We start from the raw sequence: 15,677 nt of genomic DNA on the forward strand, positions 1-15,677 counted from the left end.
CCGGGAGTACAAAGGTTCATTGTTGAACGTTCACCTTGTCCGGTTACGCCGCCCAACAACTGCACTTCAATTGATGTTGGAAAATCCTGATCCAACTCCATAGACTCGGCACTTTGTCCGTGAATCATCAATCCGTTGTTTCTGAATGCCCAGCCGGGTCCGTTTTTTGCCTGTTCCCCGATAAACCGGTACTCAACCCGCAAACGGTAATGCGAAAATTCATCTTTGTAAAATAAGTGGCCAAATTTACCATTCCACTCTTCCCAATTCTCGTACGACACCCGAAGTAAACCATCTTCAACCCGGAAAGTGTTCTTATAATTTTCGCCCAGCACCTCGCCTTTGAATTTTACCTGCCAGTCGTTTAAATCTTTCCCGTTGAACAGTTGAATCCACTCCTCACCTGATTTTTCAGCCTTTTGTTGTGTTTTCGGTTTTGAGTTGCATGCCGAAAGAACTACCGAACACGCCACTAATGCCACAAGGATAAACTTATACGTAGTTGTCATCATCAATATTTTTAATTGGTTTAGTAATGCTCAGTAAAGATAAACTATTATCCAAAAAACAAAAATTAACCATTTGGTTAAACTATTTGGTTATTTTCTTGGATATTTAAATTTAAGCGCCTACTTTTGACCAATTGGTTAAACTATTTAGTTAATTACATTTCATGACAAACATAAAAAAAGACAATACCGAGGAAAAAATCCTGAGCGCCGCACAAACTGTTTTTATTCGGAAAGGAATGGATGGAGCACGCATGCAGGAAATTGCCGATGAAGCCGGAATAAACAAAGCATTGCTTCACTATTATTTTCGTTCGAAACAACAGTTGTTTAACGCTACGTTCGAAAGTCTTTTTTCAAAAATAATACCCAATGTAATGCGCATGGTTCAGTCGGACCAACCGATTGAAGTAAAGCTGGAATTCTTTATTGAAAATTATATTGATGTTTTGATGAAAAACCCTTTCCTGCCAACTTTTATCCTAAAAGAAATTCACCAGGATCCGGAGTTTTTGGAAGGATTGATTAGAAGCAGCGGACTGGAACCCAAAAAAGTTGTTGAGATGTTCAAAAACGAAATAGAGAAGGGAACGATCCGAACTATGGACCCGCGCGACCTATTGATTAGCATACTTAGTTTAATCATCTTTCCGATTGCCTCAAAACCTCTATTGTCTTTGTTGTTTTTTGATGATGACCCAAAAAGCTACAACGAATTTATCGAAAAAAGAAAAGTAACCGTAAAGGAGTTTGTCCTTCACTCAATCCTGATAAAATGAGAAAGATCCTGATTCTATTGTTATTTCCGGTTCAGTTGGCAGTTGCCCAAAACAACGTTCAATTAGACAGTTGTTATATGTGGGCACGGCAAAACTATCCCAACCTGAAACAGACGGAATTGTGGAAAGAAATTAATTCGCTTTCCATAAAAAACCACGAGACGAACTATTTGCCGCAAGTAACTTTAAACGGGCAAATTAGTTATCAATCGGCAGTAACCGAGGTTCCTGTTTCAATGCCCGGAATATCAATTCCAACTGTATCGAAAGATCGTTACAATGCTTACGCCGAGTTGCAACAAACCATTTGGGACGGTGGGCTTACCAAAACAAATAAAACCCTTGAAACGGCCATTTTGAACAGCAACCTCAGTCAACTTGAGGTGGAACTCTATAAACTGAATGAGCAGGTTGCACAGGCATTTTTTACAGCCCTGGTTGTCGATCAGCAAAAAGAGGTGATTCTCGCTCAATTAAGAACCATTGATGAACAATTGAGCCGCGTTGAATCTGGAATTCGTAACGGAGTGACTGAACCTTCGGCAGCAATGGTATTAAAAGCCGAGCAAATAAACCTTGAACAAAATATTTTAGAGCTGGACGCTGCAAAAAATGCATCGCGCCAAATGCTTGAATCGTTAACCGGAAAGCAGTTTGATAAAAACAGAACATTCACCTATCAAACCAACTTTTCATTCAATTATGAATTGCTGCGTCCGGAATTACAATTGCTGGGCAATCAACGCGAACAGTTGGTGGTTCAAAGCGATATGCTTTCCAAAACCAGAAATCCAAAACTTTTCGGATTTGGCCAGTTAGGTTATGGCAAACCGGGATTGAACATGTTACTCGACGAATTTAAAGGATACTACCTTTTTGGTGTGGGCGTTTCGTGGAATGCCTTCGACTGGAAACAAACTTCGCGACAAAGACAGGTTTTGCAACTTCAGCAAGAAATGCTTCAAAGCCAGGAAGCCACATTTATACAAAACCTCAATCTTTTACTTATTCAACAAAAAGAGCAAATTGGGAAACTGGAACAATTAATCAACAACGATGAAGAACTGGTAGAACTGCGTTCCGGAATTACGAAAGCCGCCGCCTCAAAATTGGAGAACGAAACAATTACAACTTCCGACTATGTTCAGGAATTGCAAGCAGAAACAGTAGCAAAACTAAAGCAGGAACTACACAAAATTCAACTGAACGAAGCCCGCGAGAAATATGTCCTCATTAAAGGAAAAACCTTGCCGGGTTCAACAACACAGAACTAAAAAGATACAAGTAAAAACATTGATACCATGAAAAAGATATTTTACATTATTTCTCTGCCATTTCTTTTCTTCGCCTGCCAGTCAAATAACGACACGGCCGACGCTTATGGCAATTTCGAGGCTGAAACTGTTATTGTTTCTGCAGAAACTCCGGGAAAGATCCTTGAACTAAATGTTGACAAAGGTGATAAAATTGAGGCGGGCTATTCTGCTGCGCTTGTTGATACGGTAAAGCTACATTTACAATTGTTACAACTTGATGCACAACAAACAGCAGTTGTAGCTAAGCGCCAGTCGATTCAGTCGCAAATTGCTGTATTCGAAGAGCAAAAAGCAATCCTAAAGATCAACGAACAACGCGTTCAGAAAATGCTGAAAGACGGGGCTGCCACTCAAAAGCAACTCGACGATATTCAGGGGCAGATCAGTGTAATCGACAAACAGATTGCAAATACAAAAACACAGTTCACACTTATTAGTAAAGAACAGGAAGTTTTGGAAGCACAGAAAGCTTCGGTAAATGATCAGCTAAACCGTTGCAGTATCAAATCTCCGGTTTCAGGAACCATATTGGAAACTTACGCCGAGCAAGGAGAACTAACCGCTGCCGGAAAAGCACTTTTTAAAATTGCCGATATCAGCGAACTGGAACTAAAAGTGTATGTAAGCGGTGCCCAGCTTCCGCATATAAAACTGGGTCAGCAGATTGATGTATTAGTCGATCAGAATGCTACCGAAAACCAACATTTCACCGGAACAATTACATGGATTTCTTCGGAAGCAGAATTTACACCAAAGATCATTCAAACCAAAGAGGAACGTGTAAAACTGGTTTACGCTGTTAAAGTAACAGTGAAAAATGACGGAACTTTGAAAATTGGGATGCCCGGTGAAGTTAGTTGGCAGTGAACAGTCGCAGTAGGCAGTCGCAGTTGTCAGTCGCAGTTGACAATTTTGCTGGTATAACAACAAAATTGAATAATATGGATTTTAAGAAATTAATCGCATATCAAAAGGCATTTAAACTTGCCATGGATATTTTTGAAATTTCCAAAACATTTCCAAAAGAAGAAAAGTACTCGCTTACGGATCAAATCAGAAGATCCTCTCGCTCAACGTGCACCAATATTGCCGAAGCATATCGAAAAAGACGGTATCCAAAACACTTCTTAAGTAAACTTACCGACTCCGATGGCGAAAACAGCGAAACTGTTACCTGGCTTGATTTTGCGTATGAGTGTGAATACTTAGGCAATGACATCCATGAAAAGTTATCTGACGAATGTGTGGAGATTGGGAAACTATTGAATTACATGATGAGCAATCCTGAAAAATTTGGTAGCAGTAAAGTTCTGGACTGAAAACTGTGACTGCGACTGAAAACTTATAAAATGATCAAAATAAACAACATAACAAAATCCTATAAAGAAACCAAGGCACTTTCGGGTATCAATCTACACGTGGATGAAGGAGAACTTTTTGGATTGATCGGACCTGACGGTGCCGGGAAATCAACTTTAATCCGCATTCTTATGACTCTGCTTTTGCCCGATTCCGGTGAAGCAAAACTTGATGGCCTCGATGTGGTTAAAAATTACAAACAGATCCGCAAAATGGTTGGTTACATGCCGGGGCGGTTTTCGTTGTATCAGGACCTAAGTGTGGAGGAAAACCTGAACTTTTTTGCCACTGTTTTTGGTACAACTGTTCAGGAGAATTACGATTTGATTCGTGACATCTATTACCAGATTGAGCCGTTTAAAACTCGCCGGGCCGGAAAACTGTCGGGCGGAATGAAACAAAAGCTGGCACTTTCGTGTGCTTTAATCCATAAACCCAAAATTCTGGTGCTCGACGAACCAACAACCGGCGTAGATGCCGTTTCGCGAAAAGAGTTTTGGGAAATGCTGAAAAACCTTCAGCAAAAAGGTATCACCATTTTGGTATCAACACCCTATATGGACGAAGCCGACCTGTGCGACCGGGTGGCACTAATCCAAAACGGACAGATTCTCGATGTAGATTCTCCAAAACGCATAACGGATAAATTTCCACGAAAAATTATTCAGGTGGGAGCCCAAAATATGTACAAACTCATTAACGATTTACGTGCTTACAAAAAAGCGGAAGCAGTTTATGCTTTTGGTCAGTTTGCCCACTTTACAGGTTTCAATGATGAAGTAGAAACCATAGAACTCGAAGGTTATTTGCAAAACCTTGGTCATGAGAAAATAATTGTAGAAGAAATTCCGGCCGGAATTGAAGATGTTTTTATGAGTTTAATGGAACAATGAGAAGTCGCAGTTGACAGTCGCAGTAAACAGTAAAACAAAAATAAATAGCATGGATTTTAAAGAATTAATCGTATATCAAAAAGCTTTTAAATTGGCGATGGACATTTTTGAGATTTCGAAATCTTTTCCCAAAGAAGAGCAGTATTCACTTACCGATCATATACGACGATCTTCCCGTTCAACATCCACTAACATTGCAGAAGCTTATCGAAAAAGACGATATCCAAAACACTTCTTAAGCAAGCTTACCGACTCCGATGGAGAAAACGGCGAAACTGCAACCTGGCTTGATTTTGCATTCGCCTGTGAATACCTGAACAATGACATTCAGAAGAAACTAAATAACGAATGTGTGGAAATTGGTAAACTGTTAAATTATATGATGACCCATCCTGAGAAATTCGGAAGCGCCCCGGTTCTTTAACTGTAAACTGAACCTGATTACTGGGACTGCATTCTGAGACTGAATACTGAGACTGAATACTGAGACTGCAAACTATCTATCATGGAAAAAGAAACAATCATTTCAGCAAGAAACCTGATAAAGAAATTTGGGCATTTCACCGCAAACGACAACCTGACGTTTGAAGTAAAAAAGGGTGAGATCTTCGGGTTTCTGGGTGCCAACGGAGCCGGAAAAACAACGGCAATTCGAATACTTTGTGGCCTCTCGTCACCAACATCGGGCGAAGTAGAAGTTGCAGGTTTTGATATTTACCATGAAACCGAAAGGATAAAAAAGAACATTGGCTACATGAGCCAGAAGTTTTCGTTGTATGAAGACCTGACAATTTCAGAGAACATTAAATTATATGCCGGAATTTACGGAATTGGCCGCAAACAGCGTAAAGTAAAAGAAGCTGAGCTGTTACAAAAGCTTGAACTGGAGAAGGTAAAAAACAAACTTATCGGCGATCTGCCGTTGGGATGGAAACAAAAACTGGCTTTTTCGGTGGCTATTTTTCACGATCCAAAAATTGTGTTTCTCGATGAACCAACCGGAGGTGTTGACCCGGTTACACGGCGTAAATTCTGGGACTTGATTTACGAAGCAGCCCACAATGGCATCACCGTTTTTGTAACTACACATTATATGGATGAAGCCGAATATTGCGATCGCGTTTCGATAATGAATGCCGGGAAAATTGAAGCACTCGACACGCCGGCAAAACTGAAAGAAAAATACAAGGCAACAAACATGGACGAGGTGTTTTTGAAGATAGCACGATGAAAAGATACAAGTCACAAGCTACAAGTTACAAGTTCTGTCGGCTTGAAACTTGCGTCTAGAAACTTGAAACTAATTGAGAAAATGAAACAACTAAAGTCATTCATAAAAAAAGAGTTCTTCCACATTTTTCGCGATCCGCGGACGATGCTGATACTTTTTGGCATTCCGGTAGCGCAACTGCTGGTTTTCGGAACAGTGATAAAAAGCGAAATCAAGGATGTGCACATTGCCATTTACGACCAGTCGAAAGACGAAACGACACAGGAAATCACGAATAAACTGCTATCATCGGGCTATTTTATATTAGATGAAAATCTGGATAACCTTGACGATATCGACGCCATTTTCAGAAAAGGGAAAGTGCGTGAGGTGATTGTTTTTGAGAACAATTTCGGACAAACACTCGGGAAAGAAGGCATTGCCAAAATGCAGTTGATTGCCGATGCTTCCGATCCGAACATCGCCAAACTGGCCATTTCCTACACAACTGCTATCGTAAACGACTACATACGCAAACTGTATCCCGAAATGCAGCTGCCCATGCAAATTACCCCCGAAGTACGCATGTACTTTAACGAAGAGATGAAAAGTGCTTACATGTTCGTTCCGGGAGTAATGGCGCTGATTTTAATGCTCATTTCGGCTATGATGACATCCATTTCAATCACCCGCGAAAAGGAATTGGGGACGATGGAAATTCTGCTTGTTTCGCCACTTCGCCCCGTGCAAATTATTGTTGGCAAGGTACTCCCCTATCTTTTATTGTCAATCGCCAATGCCTTTATTATAGTGCTAATCGGGCATTTTGTATTTGGTGTCCCCGTAAATGGCAGTTTCATTTTATTGATGCTGGAAACCATCCTTTTCATCCTGATGGCACTATGCCTGGGAATCTTAATTTCAACGGCAGCAAAGAACCAAATGGCAGCTATGTTTATTTCAATGATCGGACTAATGCTGCCAACCATTCTTTTATCGGGTTTTATTTTCCCAATAGAAAATATGCCCGTTCCCCTGCAATATTTCAGTCATATAATGCCCGCCCGTTATTTCATTACGATCGTACGAACCATTATGCTGAAAGGATCCGGCATCCTTTTTATTTGGAAAGAGACAGCTGTTTTAATTGGTATGACATTGTTTTTTATTGCGGTGAGTGTGAAGAAGTTTAAGATTAGGTTGGAATAGTTTCAAGCTACAAGTTGCAAGTTTCAAGTAGGTGCGAATAGAAATGTTTATTAACCATTTAAATATACACAATGAAAGATTTTAAGAATTTAAAAGTTTGGCAAAAAGGCATAAAGTTAGTCGTTGATACTTATAAAACATCCAAACTCTTTCCACAAGAAGAATTGTATGGACTGACCGGTCAAATGAGACGTTCGGCTGTTTCTATACCTTCTAATGTTGCAGAAGGCGCAGGACGAGGTTCAAACAAAGAAGTCAATCGTTTTTTGGACATTTCTCTTGGCTCATCATTCGAGTTGGAAACACAAATCATTCTTGCCCATGAATTAGAATTTATCTCTGATAATAATTTTAACACCCTCATCGATAAAGTTCAAGAAGAACAAAAAATGATAACAGGTTTACAATAAAGTATAAACAGATAGTTAGAAGCCATGGCTTGTTTCGAATTTCTTGAAACTTGCGACTTGTGTCTTGAAGCTGTTAATTCATATGAAAACAATACTCTACATATTACAAAAAGAATTCCGGCAAATATTTCGGAACAAGACCATCCTGCCGATGATCTTTGTTGTGCCGATTATGCAAATGCTGATTTTGGTTTTTGCAGCAACCTACGATATGAAGCGTATCGATCTGGTTGTGGTTGACCACGACATGTCGGAAAACTCAAGGCACCTGATCGCCAAATTTGATGGAATTCCTTTTTTTCATGTGCATCATTTAGAACAATCTGAAAAACTCGCCGAAGACCAACTATTAAATGACGAAGCCGATGCTATTCTTCTTTTCCCGGTCAATTTTGAACGTAACCTCATTCGCGATAATGAGGCAAAAGTGCAACTTTTGATAAATGCTATCGAAAGTAATTCGGCGCAGCTGATTTATTCCTATTCGGCCAACATCATCAGCGATTTCAACAAAAACATTATTGCCGAATGGAAAGGAATCCCGGAATTTACACCACCCACAAAAGTTGAAATTACGGAGAACTACTGGTACAACCCGGAGTTGGATTACAAATGGTTTATGGCGCCTGGCATTCTGGCCATTCTTGTTACCATCATTGGTATGTTTATGTCGGGAATGAACCTGGTGCGCGAAAAGGAAATCGGCACCATTGAGCAACTAAACGTAACACCGCTAAAAAAATACCAGTTTATTATTGGCAAACTTGTTCCGTTCTGGATAATCGGTTTATTCGATCTGGCTTTTGGATTAACCATCGCCTGGATTGTTTTCGACCTCCCCATTGTTGGCAGTTTGTTCACCTTGTTTTTTATGGCCGGCATTTACCTCATCGGAGTACTTGGCCTCGGCCTGTTTATCTCAACAATAGCCGACACCCAGCAGCAGGTTATGTTCGTCAGTTTCTTTTTTATGATGATCTTTATTCTGATGGGAGGAATTTTTACTCCGGTTGAAAGTATGCCCGACTGGGCACAAACCATCGACCGACTTAACCCCATTTACTATTTTATGCGGGTAATGCGTATGGTTGTGCTAAAAGGCTCAAACATTTCCGACCTTTTGCAGGAACTCGTTTCCCTGTCGATTTTAGGAATTACATTCTTAAGCCTGGCTATTTGGCGTTACCGAAAAACGGCATAGCAATAGCTGTTAACCTTTTTATTCAGATATCGTTTATCTGTAAGCAGCATAATGGCATGAATTGTCGATTATTAAAGCAGTACTATGAACGAAGAATTTAGTCTGGAAATAAAAGAACGTGAATATTTTGAAGAGGGCATTTTTCGTGTGCTTGATAAACTTCATTCCGATTCTGCGAAGTTTATTACCCGCACCAACCGCCAGCACTTTTACATACATGAAGTACGCACAAACATAAAAAAAATAAGAGGTTTGTTGCGTTTGCTGCGACACGAAATCGGCGAAGACAACTACAACGAAATGAATGGCTACTACCGCGATCTGGCGCAAGAAGTAGCCCTGTTACGCGACGATACTTCACAAATTGAACTGCTCCGGGAAATAAAAGTTAAGTTGCGTAATCCTGCGGTTACAAAAGCGCTCGACAAAATTATATCCGAACATCGTAGAAAAAGAAAAAACGCATTTGACCATTTTAAACAATCCGGACACTCACAAGACATAAAACAGATGATACTGAGCCTGCAGCAAATGATGCATAGCCTGAATTTTGCAGGCGATCCGGAATCGTTCATTCTGAAAAGCCTGCAACATATTTATAAACAAGCACGAGGCGCATTTGAAACCACCGAGTTTTTAAATGACGATGAGATTTACCACTACTGGCGAAAACAGGTTAAATACCTGACCTACCATTTAATGCTGCTGAATCAAGCCTGGCCCAATTCAATACGTGTATACATTCGCGATTTGAGTTTATTGGGAAGTACGCTCGGAAAACTGCACGACCTGAATTTATTTCATGAGGCAATAAAAAACAAAAGCATTTTAATTTCCGATAAAGATTCACGCAAAAAGCTGATGCGGTATTTATACAACCGTCGGTCGGTTCTCAGAAAACGCGTTCAGGATCTAGGCGAACAATGTTTTACAGATAGTAGCGACGCTTTTGCCCTGCGCATTTTCAAAAACTGGGAAAATGCGGTGATGCATAAAAAACATCTAAAGCTTTTTAGTGGCCGCAAATCAAAGAATGATATTCAGTGTGATTGCGACGGCAGTTAAGCATCAGCTTCATTCGCCATTTCCAATACCTTCAAAGTGGTTTTCCAATTGCGGGTAGTTGCGCTCACTTTCAATTGGCTCTCGAAAAAGTTATTGTTGAGTTTGGTTTTTCCATACCCATGCGGACAATACACATAAACCACACCACCAGAAATCGCAAATTCCTCTCCGGCTTTTACATGGACACTGATTTTTTCTTCATTCACATTTGCCGGATGTTCTTTCAAAAAAGTAACATGCAGGAACTGAGCATCCCGATTTTCATCACCTGCGAACGGATTGTTTTTAACAATATTTGCCAATTTCTTTTCATCTAAAACCAACACCGGCACATCAAATCCAAAGTCGTTTCGAATTTGTTTATTGATCAATTCTTCCAAATTATCGAAACTTGTCTCCTGATAACGAAAAACAACATTCCCGCTTTGAATGTAGGTTTGTACCTGTTCAAAGCCAAGGCTGCTGAATGAAGATTTCAAAACATCCATCTTAATTTTGTTTTTCCCGCTAACATTTATTCCGCGCAAAATGGCTACATACGTTTTCATACTTCCATAACATCAAGTCCTAAAGTTAGTTCTTATACTTCGTTTTTTTACCAAAACCAATTTTCGTCAATAGAAAGAACAAAGGTTGAATTGTAAGCGTTAAATTTAAAGGCTAGCAAAAAACGAAATGACAACAGCAACAGATCACAAATTAATCTACTACATAAAAAAGTGGGTCGACAATATTTCTGAAGACGATAAAAAATTGATTTTAGCTGCTTTTGAACCGCTTTCTGTAAAAAAGAAAAAAGACCTGCTGGAACCCGACGAAACCTGTAAATACATTTATTTTGTGATTAAAGGTTGTTTGCGCTCGTATTACGTCGATGCAAAAGGTATCGAGCACATCTACCAAATAAGATTAGACAACAGCTGGATCAGCGATCTGGAAAGTTTCTTTTCGCAACGCCCTTCGAAATATTACATCGAAACATTGGAAGACTCCGAGTTGCTGCGAATTTCGTTTGATCGCCTGGAGCAACTTTACAACGAAGTTCCAAAATTAGAACGCTACTTTAGAATTCTTTTCCAAAAGGCCTACATAAATGCGCTGGAACGTTTAAACGCTATGATGTGGGAATCGGCGGTTGACCGCTATAACAACATGCTAAAAGAACATGCCGACATTTTTCAGCGAGTGCCTTTAGTATTCATTGCTTCTTATCTTGGAATTACGCCCGAAAGCCTGAGCCGAATTCGCAAGAAACAATAAATCAGCGAAATACTCATTTACATTTTAAACTCCTTAACATAGATCAATTTCATTTCTTAACATAGGTCAAGTGTGCAAGGCATGGCAGTGTCCTACTTTTGTGTCGTACAATTAAAACAAAACACGATGCGAAAAATAGATCCAAAAAAATTATCGGTACAGGAGCGAGTTGAAAAACTTAACGACATGATTGTTGGAGGACACATTTTAGAAGCATTCGAAAAGTTTTATGCCGACGATGTAATCCGGCAAAAAAACGATTGTGAAAAGATCGTTGGAAAAAACGCGTGTCGTTTGCAAGAAGAAAATCTGGTTACGGGCATAACAACATTCAGAAAAGCCATTGTAAAAAAAGTAATTATTGGTGATAAAATTTCGGTGGTGGAATGGGAATTTGATTACACCCACGAAGATATCGGTGAACAAAAGTACAGCCACATTACGTTACAAAAATGGAATTGCGATGGACAAATAATTAGTGAAACAATTTATAATAACAATTAAAATTTAGAACAATGAAAAAATTAGGATTAGCACTGGCGCTGGTATTAGCAGCGAGTGTTGCAACATTTGCACAGAAAAAAGAAGTAAAACAAGAAGCATCGCTTGTAAAATGGACAGGTAAAAAAATTGGTGGATCTCACCACGGCGAAATCAATGTAAAAAGCGGTTATTTCGAATTCAAAAACGACAACATTGTTGGAGGCGAAGTGGTAATTGATATGAATAGCATTACCAATAAAGACCTAGATAACGAAGAGTACAATCAGAAATTAGTGGGTCACTTAAAATCAGATGATTTTTTTGGTGTTGAAAAATACCCGACATCAAAATTTGTGGTTACCAAAGCAACAAAATTCGTAAACAGTAAAGCCAGTATAACAGGAAAACTCACCATTAAAGAAAACACTGAAGAAATTACATTCGATGTGGTGAAAGACGGAAATGCCTACAACGCAGAAGTTGAGATTGACCGAGCGAAATTTGATGTACGTTACGGCTCAAACTCATTCTTCGATAACCTGGGCGACAAAGCCATAAACGATATTTTCACCCTCGAGATTTCTCTTGCACTATAAAAAGTACCGGAGAACAATATGAGGCATTAATCGGTTTTGAGATTACAGCCGACAGATCTGAAAACAGATGCGAGAAAGTGAAAAATGGAACGAAAACAATTTTTAAAAACAGTTATTGCGGCAGTGCCGCTAACAGTTGCAGGGATGAAACTTAACGCATTAAATAAAATAGCCGAATCGTTGGAGAATACGCCCAAAATGCCGGTGCTTTTTCTGGGGCACGGAAGCCCGATGAATGCCATATCGGAGAATGAATTCGTTCAGGGTTTCAGAAAGGTGTCTTCTGAAATTGAAAAGCCAAAAGCAATTGTTGTTGTGTCAGCACATTGGCAAACACAGGGAACACGTGTTACCGCCATGGAACAACCGGCAACCATTCACGATTTTGGTGGTTTCCCACAGGAACTTTATGATGTGCAGTACCCGGCACAGGGAATGCCCGAACTGGCGCAGGATGTAAAAGATCTCGTGCAGAACACTACCGTTCATCTCGATGATAAGTGGGGCCTCGATCACGGAGCCTGGTCGGTTATCCGACACATGTATCCCAAAGCCGATGTTCCGATAATTCAACTGAGTTTGGATTACAGAAAATCACCACAGGAACATTATGAACTTGCTCAGGAGCTAAATAAACTACGTGAAAAAGGGATTTTAATAGTGGGCAGCGGTAACAACGTACATAATTTACGAATGGTACACTGGGAAAAACTGAACGAGAATTTTGGTTTTGACTGGGCCAATGAGGCCAATGATAAAATGAAAGAATTGATAATGAGCGGTAATCACCACGATTTGATCAACTATTCAAAATTGGGCAGGGCATTCAAGTTATCAATCCCGACACCGGAGCATTATTTGCCATTGCTTTACGCGTTGGCACTGCAGGATAAAAAAGATGAAATAAGCATTTTTAATGATGAACCGGTTGGTGGATCATTGGCCATGACCTCTGTAAAAATCGGGTAAAAAAGTTGCACGCAGATTGCGCAGATGTTCGCAGACAAAAATTCATACAAATCAGCGCTTTCAGCGAAATCTGCGAGAAAATAGAATAACTCAAAGTTTAAATTTAAAATAGAATAAAATGAAAATAGGAGTAACAGGAGCAACAGGACAATTAGGACAATTGGTGGTTGAACAATTAAAACAAAAAACAGTAGCAGAAAACATTGTGGCACTGGTGCGCACACCTGAAAAAGCTGCCGGACTTGGCGTTGAAGTACGTGCCTTCGACTACGAGAAACCGGAAGAACTAACCGGAGCATTATCAGGTATCGATAGATTACTACTGATTTCAAGCAGCGAGATAGGTAAACGCGAACAACAACACAAAAACGTTATTGACGCTGCGAAAAAAGCCGGTGTTAGCTGGATCGTATACACCAGTTTATTACATGCCGACACCTCATCGTTAAGTTTGGCAGGCGAACACCTGGCAAGCGAAGCAGCATTGAAAAACTCGGGTGTTGAACATACCATTTTGCGTAACGGCTGGTACACCGAAAATTACACTGGTTCGATAGCTGGAGCATTGGGCGCAGGAGCATTTGTTGGAAGCGCAGGTGATGGAAAAATCTCGTCAGCTACCCGTGCCGACTTTGCTGAAGCTGCAGCAGTTGTATTGACAAATGAGAAATACAAAGGTAAACTATTCGAATTAGCTGGTGATGAAAGTTATACTCTAACCGACCTGGCTGCAGAGATATCAAAACAAACAGGGAAGGCTATTCCATATAACAACCTTCCTGAAGGTGAATACGCCAAAATATTAAAAAGCGTTGGATTGCCGGAGATGTTTGCCGATGCAATTGCCGGATGGGATACCGGAGCCTCGAACAATGATCTTTTTGATGACTCAAAACAACTTTCAGATTTAATTGGAAGACCAACAACTCCGCTATCTGATGCTGTAAAAGCTGTATTGTAATTCGGGCAAGATAGAACTAATAAAAGCTGTCTTCAATTTCCGTAAAAGGAATATGCAGGCAGCTTTTTTATTACAACTCAATATTCAGAAATAAAGCAGGAGTAAACGCAATCGCATCGGAATATACACCGATCAGGCTAACCTCATCTATGGTGCTGATTCTGATATTCGAGTATTTAATATTCTCCGTATTAAAAATATTAAGCACTGAGATTCCGGCTTCAGCTTTCACTTTTCCTGGTTTGAATTTATAAACCAAAGCCGCATCCATCCTGCTGTAAGCTTTATCAAAATTCAGATCGTTATCAACTTCCAAATCATAACGTTCGAAACCAGAGCCGTATACATAATTTGCCGAGAGGTAGAACGATTTATAATTGCAAACCCCGGCGAATTTTATCTCGTGCTTTTGCTGGTGTGGTGCCGGCCGCCAAACATTAACCCTAAAATAGGGAAACTGCTCCTCCGTGTTACTCAAGGTGTACGAAATCCAGGCCATGTTCCGCTTGTATTCTTTTTTAAGAAAAATATCAAGGCCTTTACTTCTTGCCTTCCCTTCATAAAATCCCTGGCTAATGCGTAAATTACCATTTCTATAACGACTCAAACCGTCAGTGGTTTTATAAAAAGCCTCAGCACTGGCTGTAAAACCATTTTTTTGATAGGATAATCCGACTACAAAATGTTCGGCATTTAAAACCGGAATTTGTTCCTCATCGGAATTCGTCCAAAACTCGGTGTAATTATTTGTACTGTCAAGCACCGTTGTTTTCGATAGAAACTGGTTGTACCAGCCCCACGAAGCGTTTATTTTCAGTTCATCAAAAACAGAGAGCGATGCCGAAAGACGAGGCTCAACATACCATTTATTTGGTTTGGAGTTATATATTAACCGAACTCCTGTTTTTAGCTCCATTAACTCCCCTAACGGATATTCATCCTGAAGATAAGAATAAACACGTGGCGATTGGTTATTTATATCAATCTGTTGTTCGCCCTCGGAAAAACGCGCTAATTCAACATTGTTGTTAATTACTCCTGCGCCAACCAACAAGCGATGTCCCTGACGAAAATTAAGAGTATGTTCGGCGTTAAAACTTAGTTCGTCCACTGTATTTTCCGAGTCTAAATGACTCTTTATTTCGATAAACCCGTCTTGAGACCTTTCTGTTTGGGCTTTTTGGTACAACTTACGCTCGAATGCCGAATAGGCAAAAGTCAGGTTGGTAGCATCCCCATTTCTCCAGGGATAATTCAACTGTGCCGATCCGCCCAACTGGTTATTCTGTTCCTGCTCCTCCCGCGTCCATAAAACACCTGCTATACGGGCATCCATATCGTAATTAAAATCATCGCCACCTCCGTATAAACTAAGCGAAAACCGGCTTCCGGCATCCCCTTTAAATGTATACTTCAGGTTGGAGTCGCGAAAAACAAAATCGGGTTTTACGTCAGAA

The 15,677-nt window shown here is 40.1% G+C and carries 19 protein-coding genes; 16 read left to right on the plus strand and 3 right to left on the minus strand.

The window, feature by feature from the left end; translation table 11 throughout:
• The coding region (locus ABZB17_RS11425) for a DUF1080 domain-containing protein (protein WP_372650348.1) at positions 1–509 on the minus strand (509 nt) is incomplete at its 3' end.
• A 164-nt stretch (positions 510–673) separates the two neighbouring features.
• On the opposite strand from ABZB17_RS11425, the gene ABZB17_RS11430 reads away from it, so the two are divergent.
• From ABZB17_RS11430 to ABZB17_RS11480, 11 genes are all read left to right on the plus strand, one after another.
• Positions 674–1,288 carry a TetR/AcrR family transcriptional regulator gene (locus tag ABZB17_RS11430; RefSeq protein ID WP_045026862.1) on the plus strand — a complete coding sequence of 205 codons (615 nt, stop codon included), beginning with the start codon at positions 674–676 and terminating at the stop codon, positions 1,286–1,288.
• Positions 1,285–2,562: a TolC family protein gene (locus tag ABZB17_RS11435; protein WP_372650350.1), complete on the plus strand. Its 1,278-nt coding sequence runs from the start codon at positions 1,285–1,287 to the stop codon at positions 2,560–2,562. The genes ABZB17_RS11430 and ABZB17_RS11435 overlap by 4 nt, the downstream gene beginning before the upstream one ends.
• Positions 2,563–2,589: 27 nt before the next feature.
• Positions 2,590–3,471, plus strand: a complete 882-nt coding sequence (locus ABZB17_RS11440; RefSeq protein ID WP_372650352.1) for an HlyD family secretion protein — start codon at positions 2,590–2,592, stop codon at positions 3,469–3,471.
• A gap of 74 nt (positions 3,472–3,545) precedes the next feature.
• The gene (locus ABZB17_RS11445) at positions 3,546–3,923 is read left to right on the plus strand and encodes a four helix bundle protein (RefSeq protein WP_372650354.1); all 378 of its coding nucleotides are present in this window, start codon (positions 3,546–3,548) and stop codon (positions 3,921–3,923) included.
• Between the two features lie 30 nt (positions 3,924–3,953).
• Positions 3,954–4,856 carry an ABC transporter ATP-binding protein gene (locus ABZB17_RS11450; protein WP_372650355.1) on the plus strand — a complete coding sequence of 301 codons (903 nt, stop codon included), beginning with the start codon at positions 3,954–3,956 and terminating at the stop codon, positions 4,854–4,856.
• Between the two features lie 49 nt (positions 4,857–4,905).
• Entirely contained in the window at positions 4,906–5,280 is a 375-nt protein-coding gene (locus ABZB17_RS11455) for a four helix bundle protein (RefSeq protein ID WP_372650357.1), read from the plus strand.
• Between the two features lie 81 nt (positions 5,281–5,361).
• Complete coding sequence (locus ABZB17_RS11460; protein ID WP_372650358.1) at positions 5,362–6,087, plus strand: ABC transporter ATP-binding protein; 726 nt, start codon at positions 5,362–5,364, stop codon at positions 6,085–6,087.
• A gap of 81 nt (positions 6,088–6,168) precedes the next feature.
• Positions 6,169–7,275 carry an ABC transporter permease gene (locus ABZB17_RS11465; protein WP_372650360.1) on the plus strand — a complete coding sequence of 369 codons (1,107 nt, stop codon included), beginning with the start codon at positions 6,169–6,171 and terminating at the stop codon, positions 7,273–7,275.
• Positions 7,276–7,346: 71 nt separating this feature from the next.
• Positions 7,347–7,685: a four helix bundle protein gene (locus ABZB17_RS11470; protein WP_372650362.1), complete on the plus strand. Its 339-nt coding sequence runs from the start codon at positions 7,347–7,349 to the stop codon at positions 7,683–7,685.
• An 82-nt stretch (positions 7,686–7,767) separates the two neighbouring features.
• Positions 7,768–8,886: an ABC transporter permease gene (locus ABZB17_RS11475; RefSeq protein WP_372650364.1), complete on the plus strand. Its 1,119-nt coding sequence runs from the start codon at positions 7,768–7,770 to the stop codon at positions 8,884–8,886.
• Positions 8,887–8,970: 84 nt separating this feature from the next.
• On the plus strand, positions 8,971–9,951 hold the full coding sequence (locus tag ABZB17_RS11480; RefSeq protein WP_372650366.1) for a CHAD domain-containing protein: 981 nt from the start codon (positions 8,971–8,973) through the stop codon (positions 9,949–9,951).
• Here the strand turns inward: ABZB17_RS11480 and ABZB17_RS11485 are convergent.
• Positions 9,948–10,499, minus strand: coding sequence for a DUF1697 domain-containing protein (locus ABZB17_RS11485; RefSeq protein ID WP_372650368.1), 552 nt, complete (start codon positions 10,497–10,499; stop codon positions 9,948–9,950). The genes ABZB17_RS11480 and ABZB17_RS11485 overlap by 4 nt on opposite strands.
• A gap of 127 nt (positions 10,500–10,626) precedes the next feature.
• On the opposite strand from ABZB17_RS11485, the gene ABZB17_RS11490 reads away from it, so the two are divergent.
• The 5 genes from ABZB17_RS11490 (at position 10,627) to ABZB17_RS11510 (ending at position 14,220) form a co-directional block, all read left to right on the plus strand.
• Positions 10,627–11,211, plus strand: coding sequence for a Crp/Fnr family transcriptional regulator (locus ABZB17_RS11490; protein WP_372650370.1), 585 nt, complete (start codon positions 10,627–10,629; stop codon positions 11,209–11,211).
• A 126-nt stretch (positions 11,212–11,337) separates the two neighbouring features.
• On the plus strand, positions 11,338–11,715 hold the full coding sequence (locus ABZB17_RS11495; protein ID WP_372650372.1) for a hypothetical protein: 378 nt from the start codon (positions 11,338–11,340) through the stop codon (positions 11,713–11,715).
• 11 nt (positions 11,716–11,726) lie between these two features.
• A complete protein-coding gene (locus tag ABZB17_RS11500; protein WP_372650374.1) occupies positions 11,727–12,290 on the plus strand; it encodes a YceI family protein in 564 nt (187 codons plus the stop codon).
• Positions 12,291–12,374: 84 nt separating this feature from the next.
• Positions 12,375–13,259: a 4,5-DOPA dioxygenase extradiol gene (gene ygiD, locus ABZB17_RS11505; RefSeq protein ID WP_372650376.1), complete on the plus strand. Its 885-nt coding sequence runs from the start codon at positions 12,375–12,377 to the stop codon at positions 13,257–13,259.
• A gap of 118 nt (positions 13,260–13,377) precedes the next feature.
• Complete coding sequence (locus tag ABZB17_RS11510) at positions 13,378–14,220, plus strand: SDR family oxidoreductase (protein ID WP_372650378.1); 843 nt, start codon at positions 13,378–13,380, stop codon at positions 14,218–14,220.
• Between the two features lie 70 nt (positions 14,221–14,290).
• On the opposite strand, the gene ABZB17_RS11515 is transcribed toward ABZB17_RS11510, so the two are convergent.
• Positions 14,291–15,677, minus strand: a 1,387-nt coding sequence (locus ABZB17_RS11515; protein ID WP_372650380.1) for a TonB-dependent receptor plug domain-containing protein, incomplete at its 5' end; no start/stop codon positions are given.

This window comes from Draconibacterium sp., from assembly GCF_041583095.1.
Taxonomy (GTDB): Bacteria; Bacteroidota; Bacteroidia; order Bacteroidales; family Prolixibacteraceae; genus Draconibacterium.

Excerpts from the sequence above, each read along its gene's own strand:
- ABZB17_RS11460 (WP_372650358.1), top strand. The coding sequence starts at position 5,362 with ATGGAAAAAGAAACAATCATTTCAGCAAGAAACCTGATAAAGAAATTT.
- ABZB17_RS11475 (WP_372650364.1), top strand. The coding sequence starts at position 7,768 with ATGAAAACAATACTCTACATATTACAAAAAGAATTCCGGCAAATATTT.
- ABZB17_RS11485 (WP_372650368.1), bottom strand. The coding sequence starts at position 10,499 with ATGAAAACGTATGTAGCCATTTTGCGCGGAATAAATGTTAGCGGGAAA.
- ABZB17_RS11500 (WP_372650374.1), top strand. The coding sequence starts at position 11,727 with ATGAAAAAATTAGGATTAGCACTGGCGCTGGTATTAGCAGCGAGTGTT.
- ABZB17_RS11465 (WP_372650360.1), top strand. The coding sequence starts at position 6,169 with ATGAAACAACTAAAGTCATTCATAAAAAAAGAGTTCTTCCACATTTTT.
- ABZB17_RS11435 (WP_372650350.1), top strand. The coding sequence starts at position 1,285 with ATGAGAAAGATCCTGATTCTATTGTTATTTCCGGTTCAGTTGGCAGTT.
- ABZB17_RS11450 (WP_372650355.1), top strand. The coding sequence starts at position 3,954 with ATGATCAAAATAAACAACATAACAAAATCCTATAAAGAAACCAAGGCA.
- ABZB17_RS11480 (WP_372650366.1), top strand. The coding sequence starts at position 8,971 with ATGAACGAAGAATTTAGTCTGGAAATAAAAGAACGTGAATATTTTGAA.
- ABZB17_RS11510 (WP_372650378.1), top strand. The coding sequence starts at position 13,378 with ATGAAAATAGGAGTAACAGGAGCAACAGGACAATTAGGACAATTGGTG.
- ABZB17_RS11455 (WP_372650357.1), top strand. The coding sequence starts at position 4,906 with ATGGATTTTAAAGAATTAATCGTATATCAAAAAGCTTTTAAATTGGCG.
- ygiD (WP_372650376.1), top strand. The coding sequence starts at position 12,375 with ATGGAACGAAAACAATTTTTAAAAACAGTTATTGCGGCAGTGCCGCTA.
- ABZB17_RS11440 (WP_372650352.1), top strand. The coding sequence starts at position 2,590 with ATGAAAAAGATATTTTACATTATTTCTCTGCCATTTCTTTTCTTCGCC.
- ABZB17_RS11495 (WP_372650372.1), top strand. The coding sequence starts at position 11,338 with ATGCGAAAAATAGATCCAAAAAAATTATCGGTACAGGAGCGAGTTGAA.
- ABZB17_RS11470 (WP_372650362.1), top strand. The coding sequence starts at position 7,347 with ATGAAAGATTTTAAGAATTTAAAAGTTTGGCAAAAAGGCATAAAGTTA.
- ABZB17_RS11430 (WP_045026862.1), top strand. The coding sequence starts at position 674 with ATGACAAACATAAAAAAAGACAATACCGAGGAAAAAATCCTGAGCGCC.
- ABZB17_RS11490 (WP_372650370.1), top strand. The coding sequence starts at position 10,627 with ATGACAACAGCAACAGATCACAAATTAATCTACTACATAAAAAAGTGG.
- ABZB17_RS11445 (WP_372650354.1), top strand. The coding sequence starts at position 3,546 with ATGGATTTTAAGAAATTAATCGCATATCAAAAGGCATTTAAACTTGCC.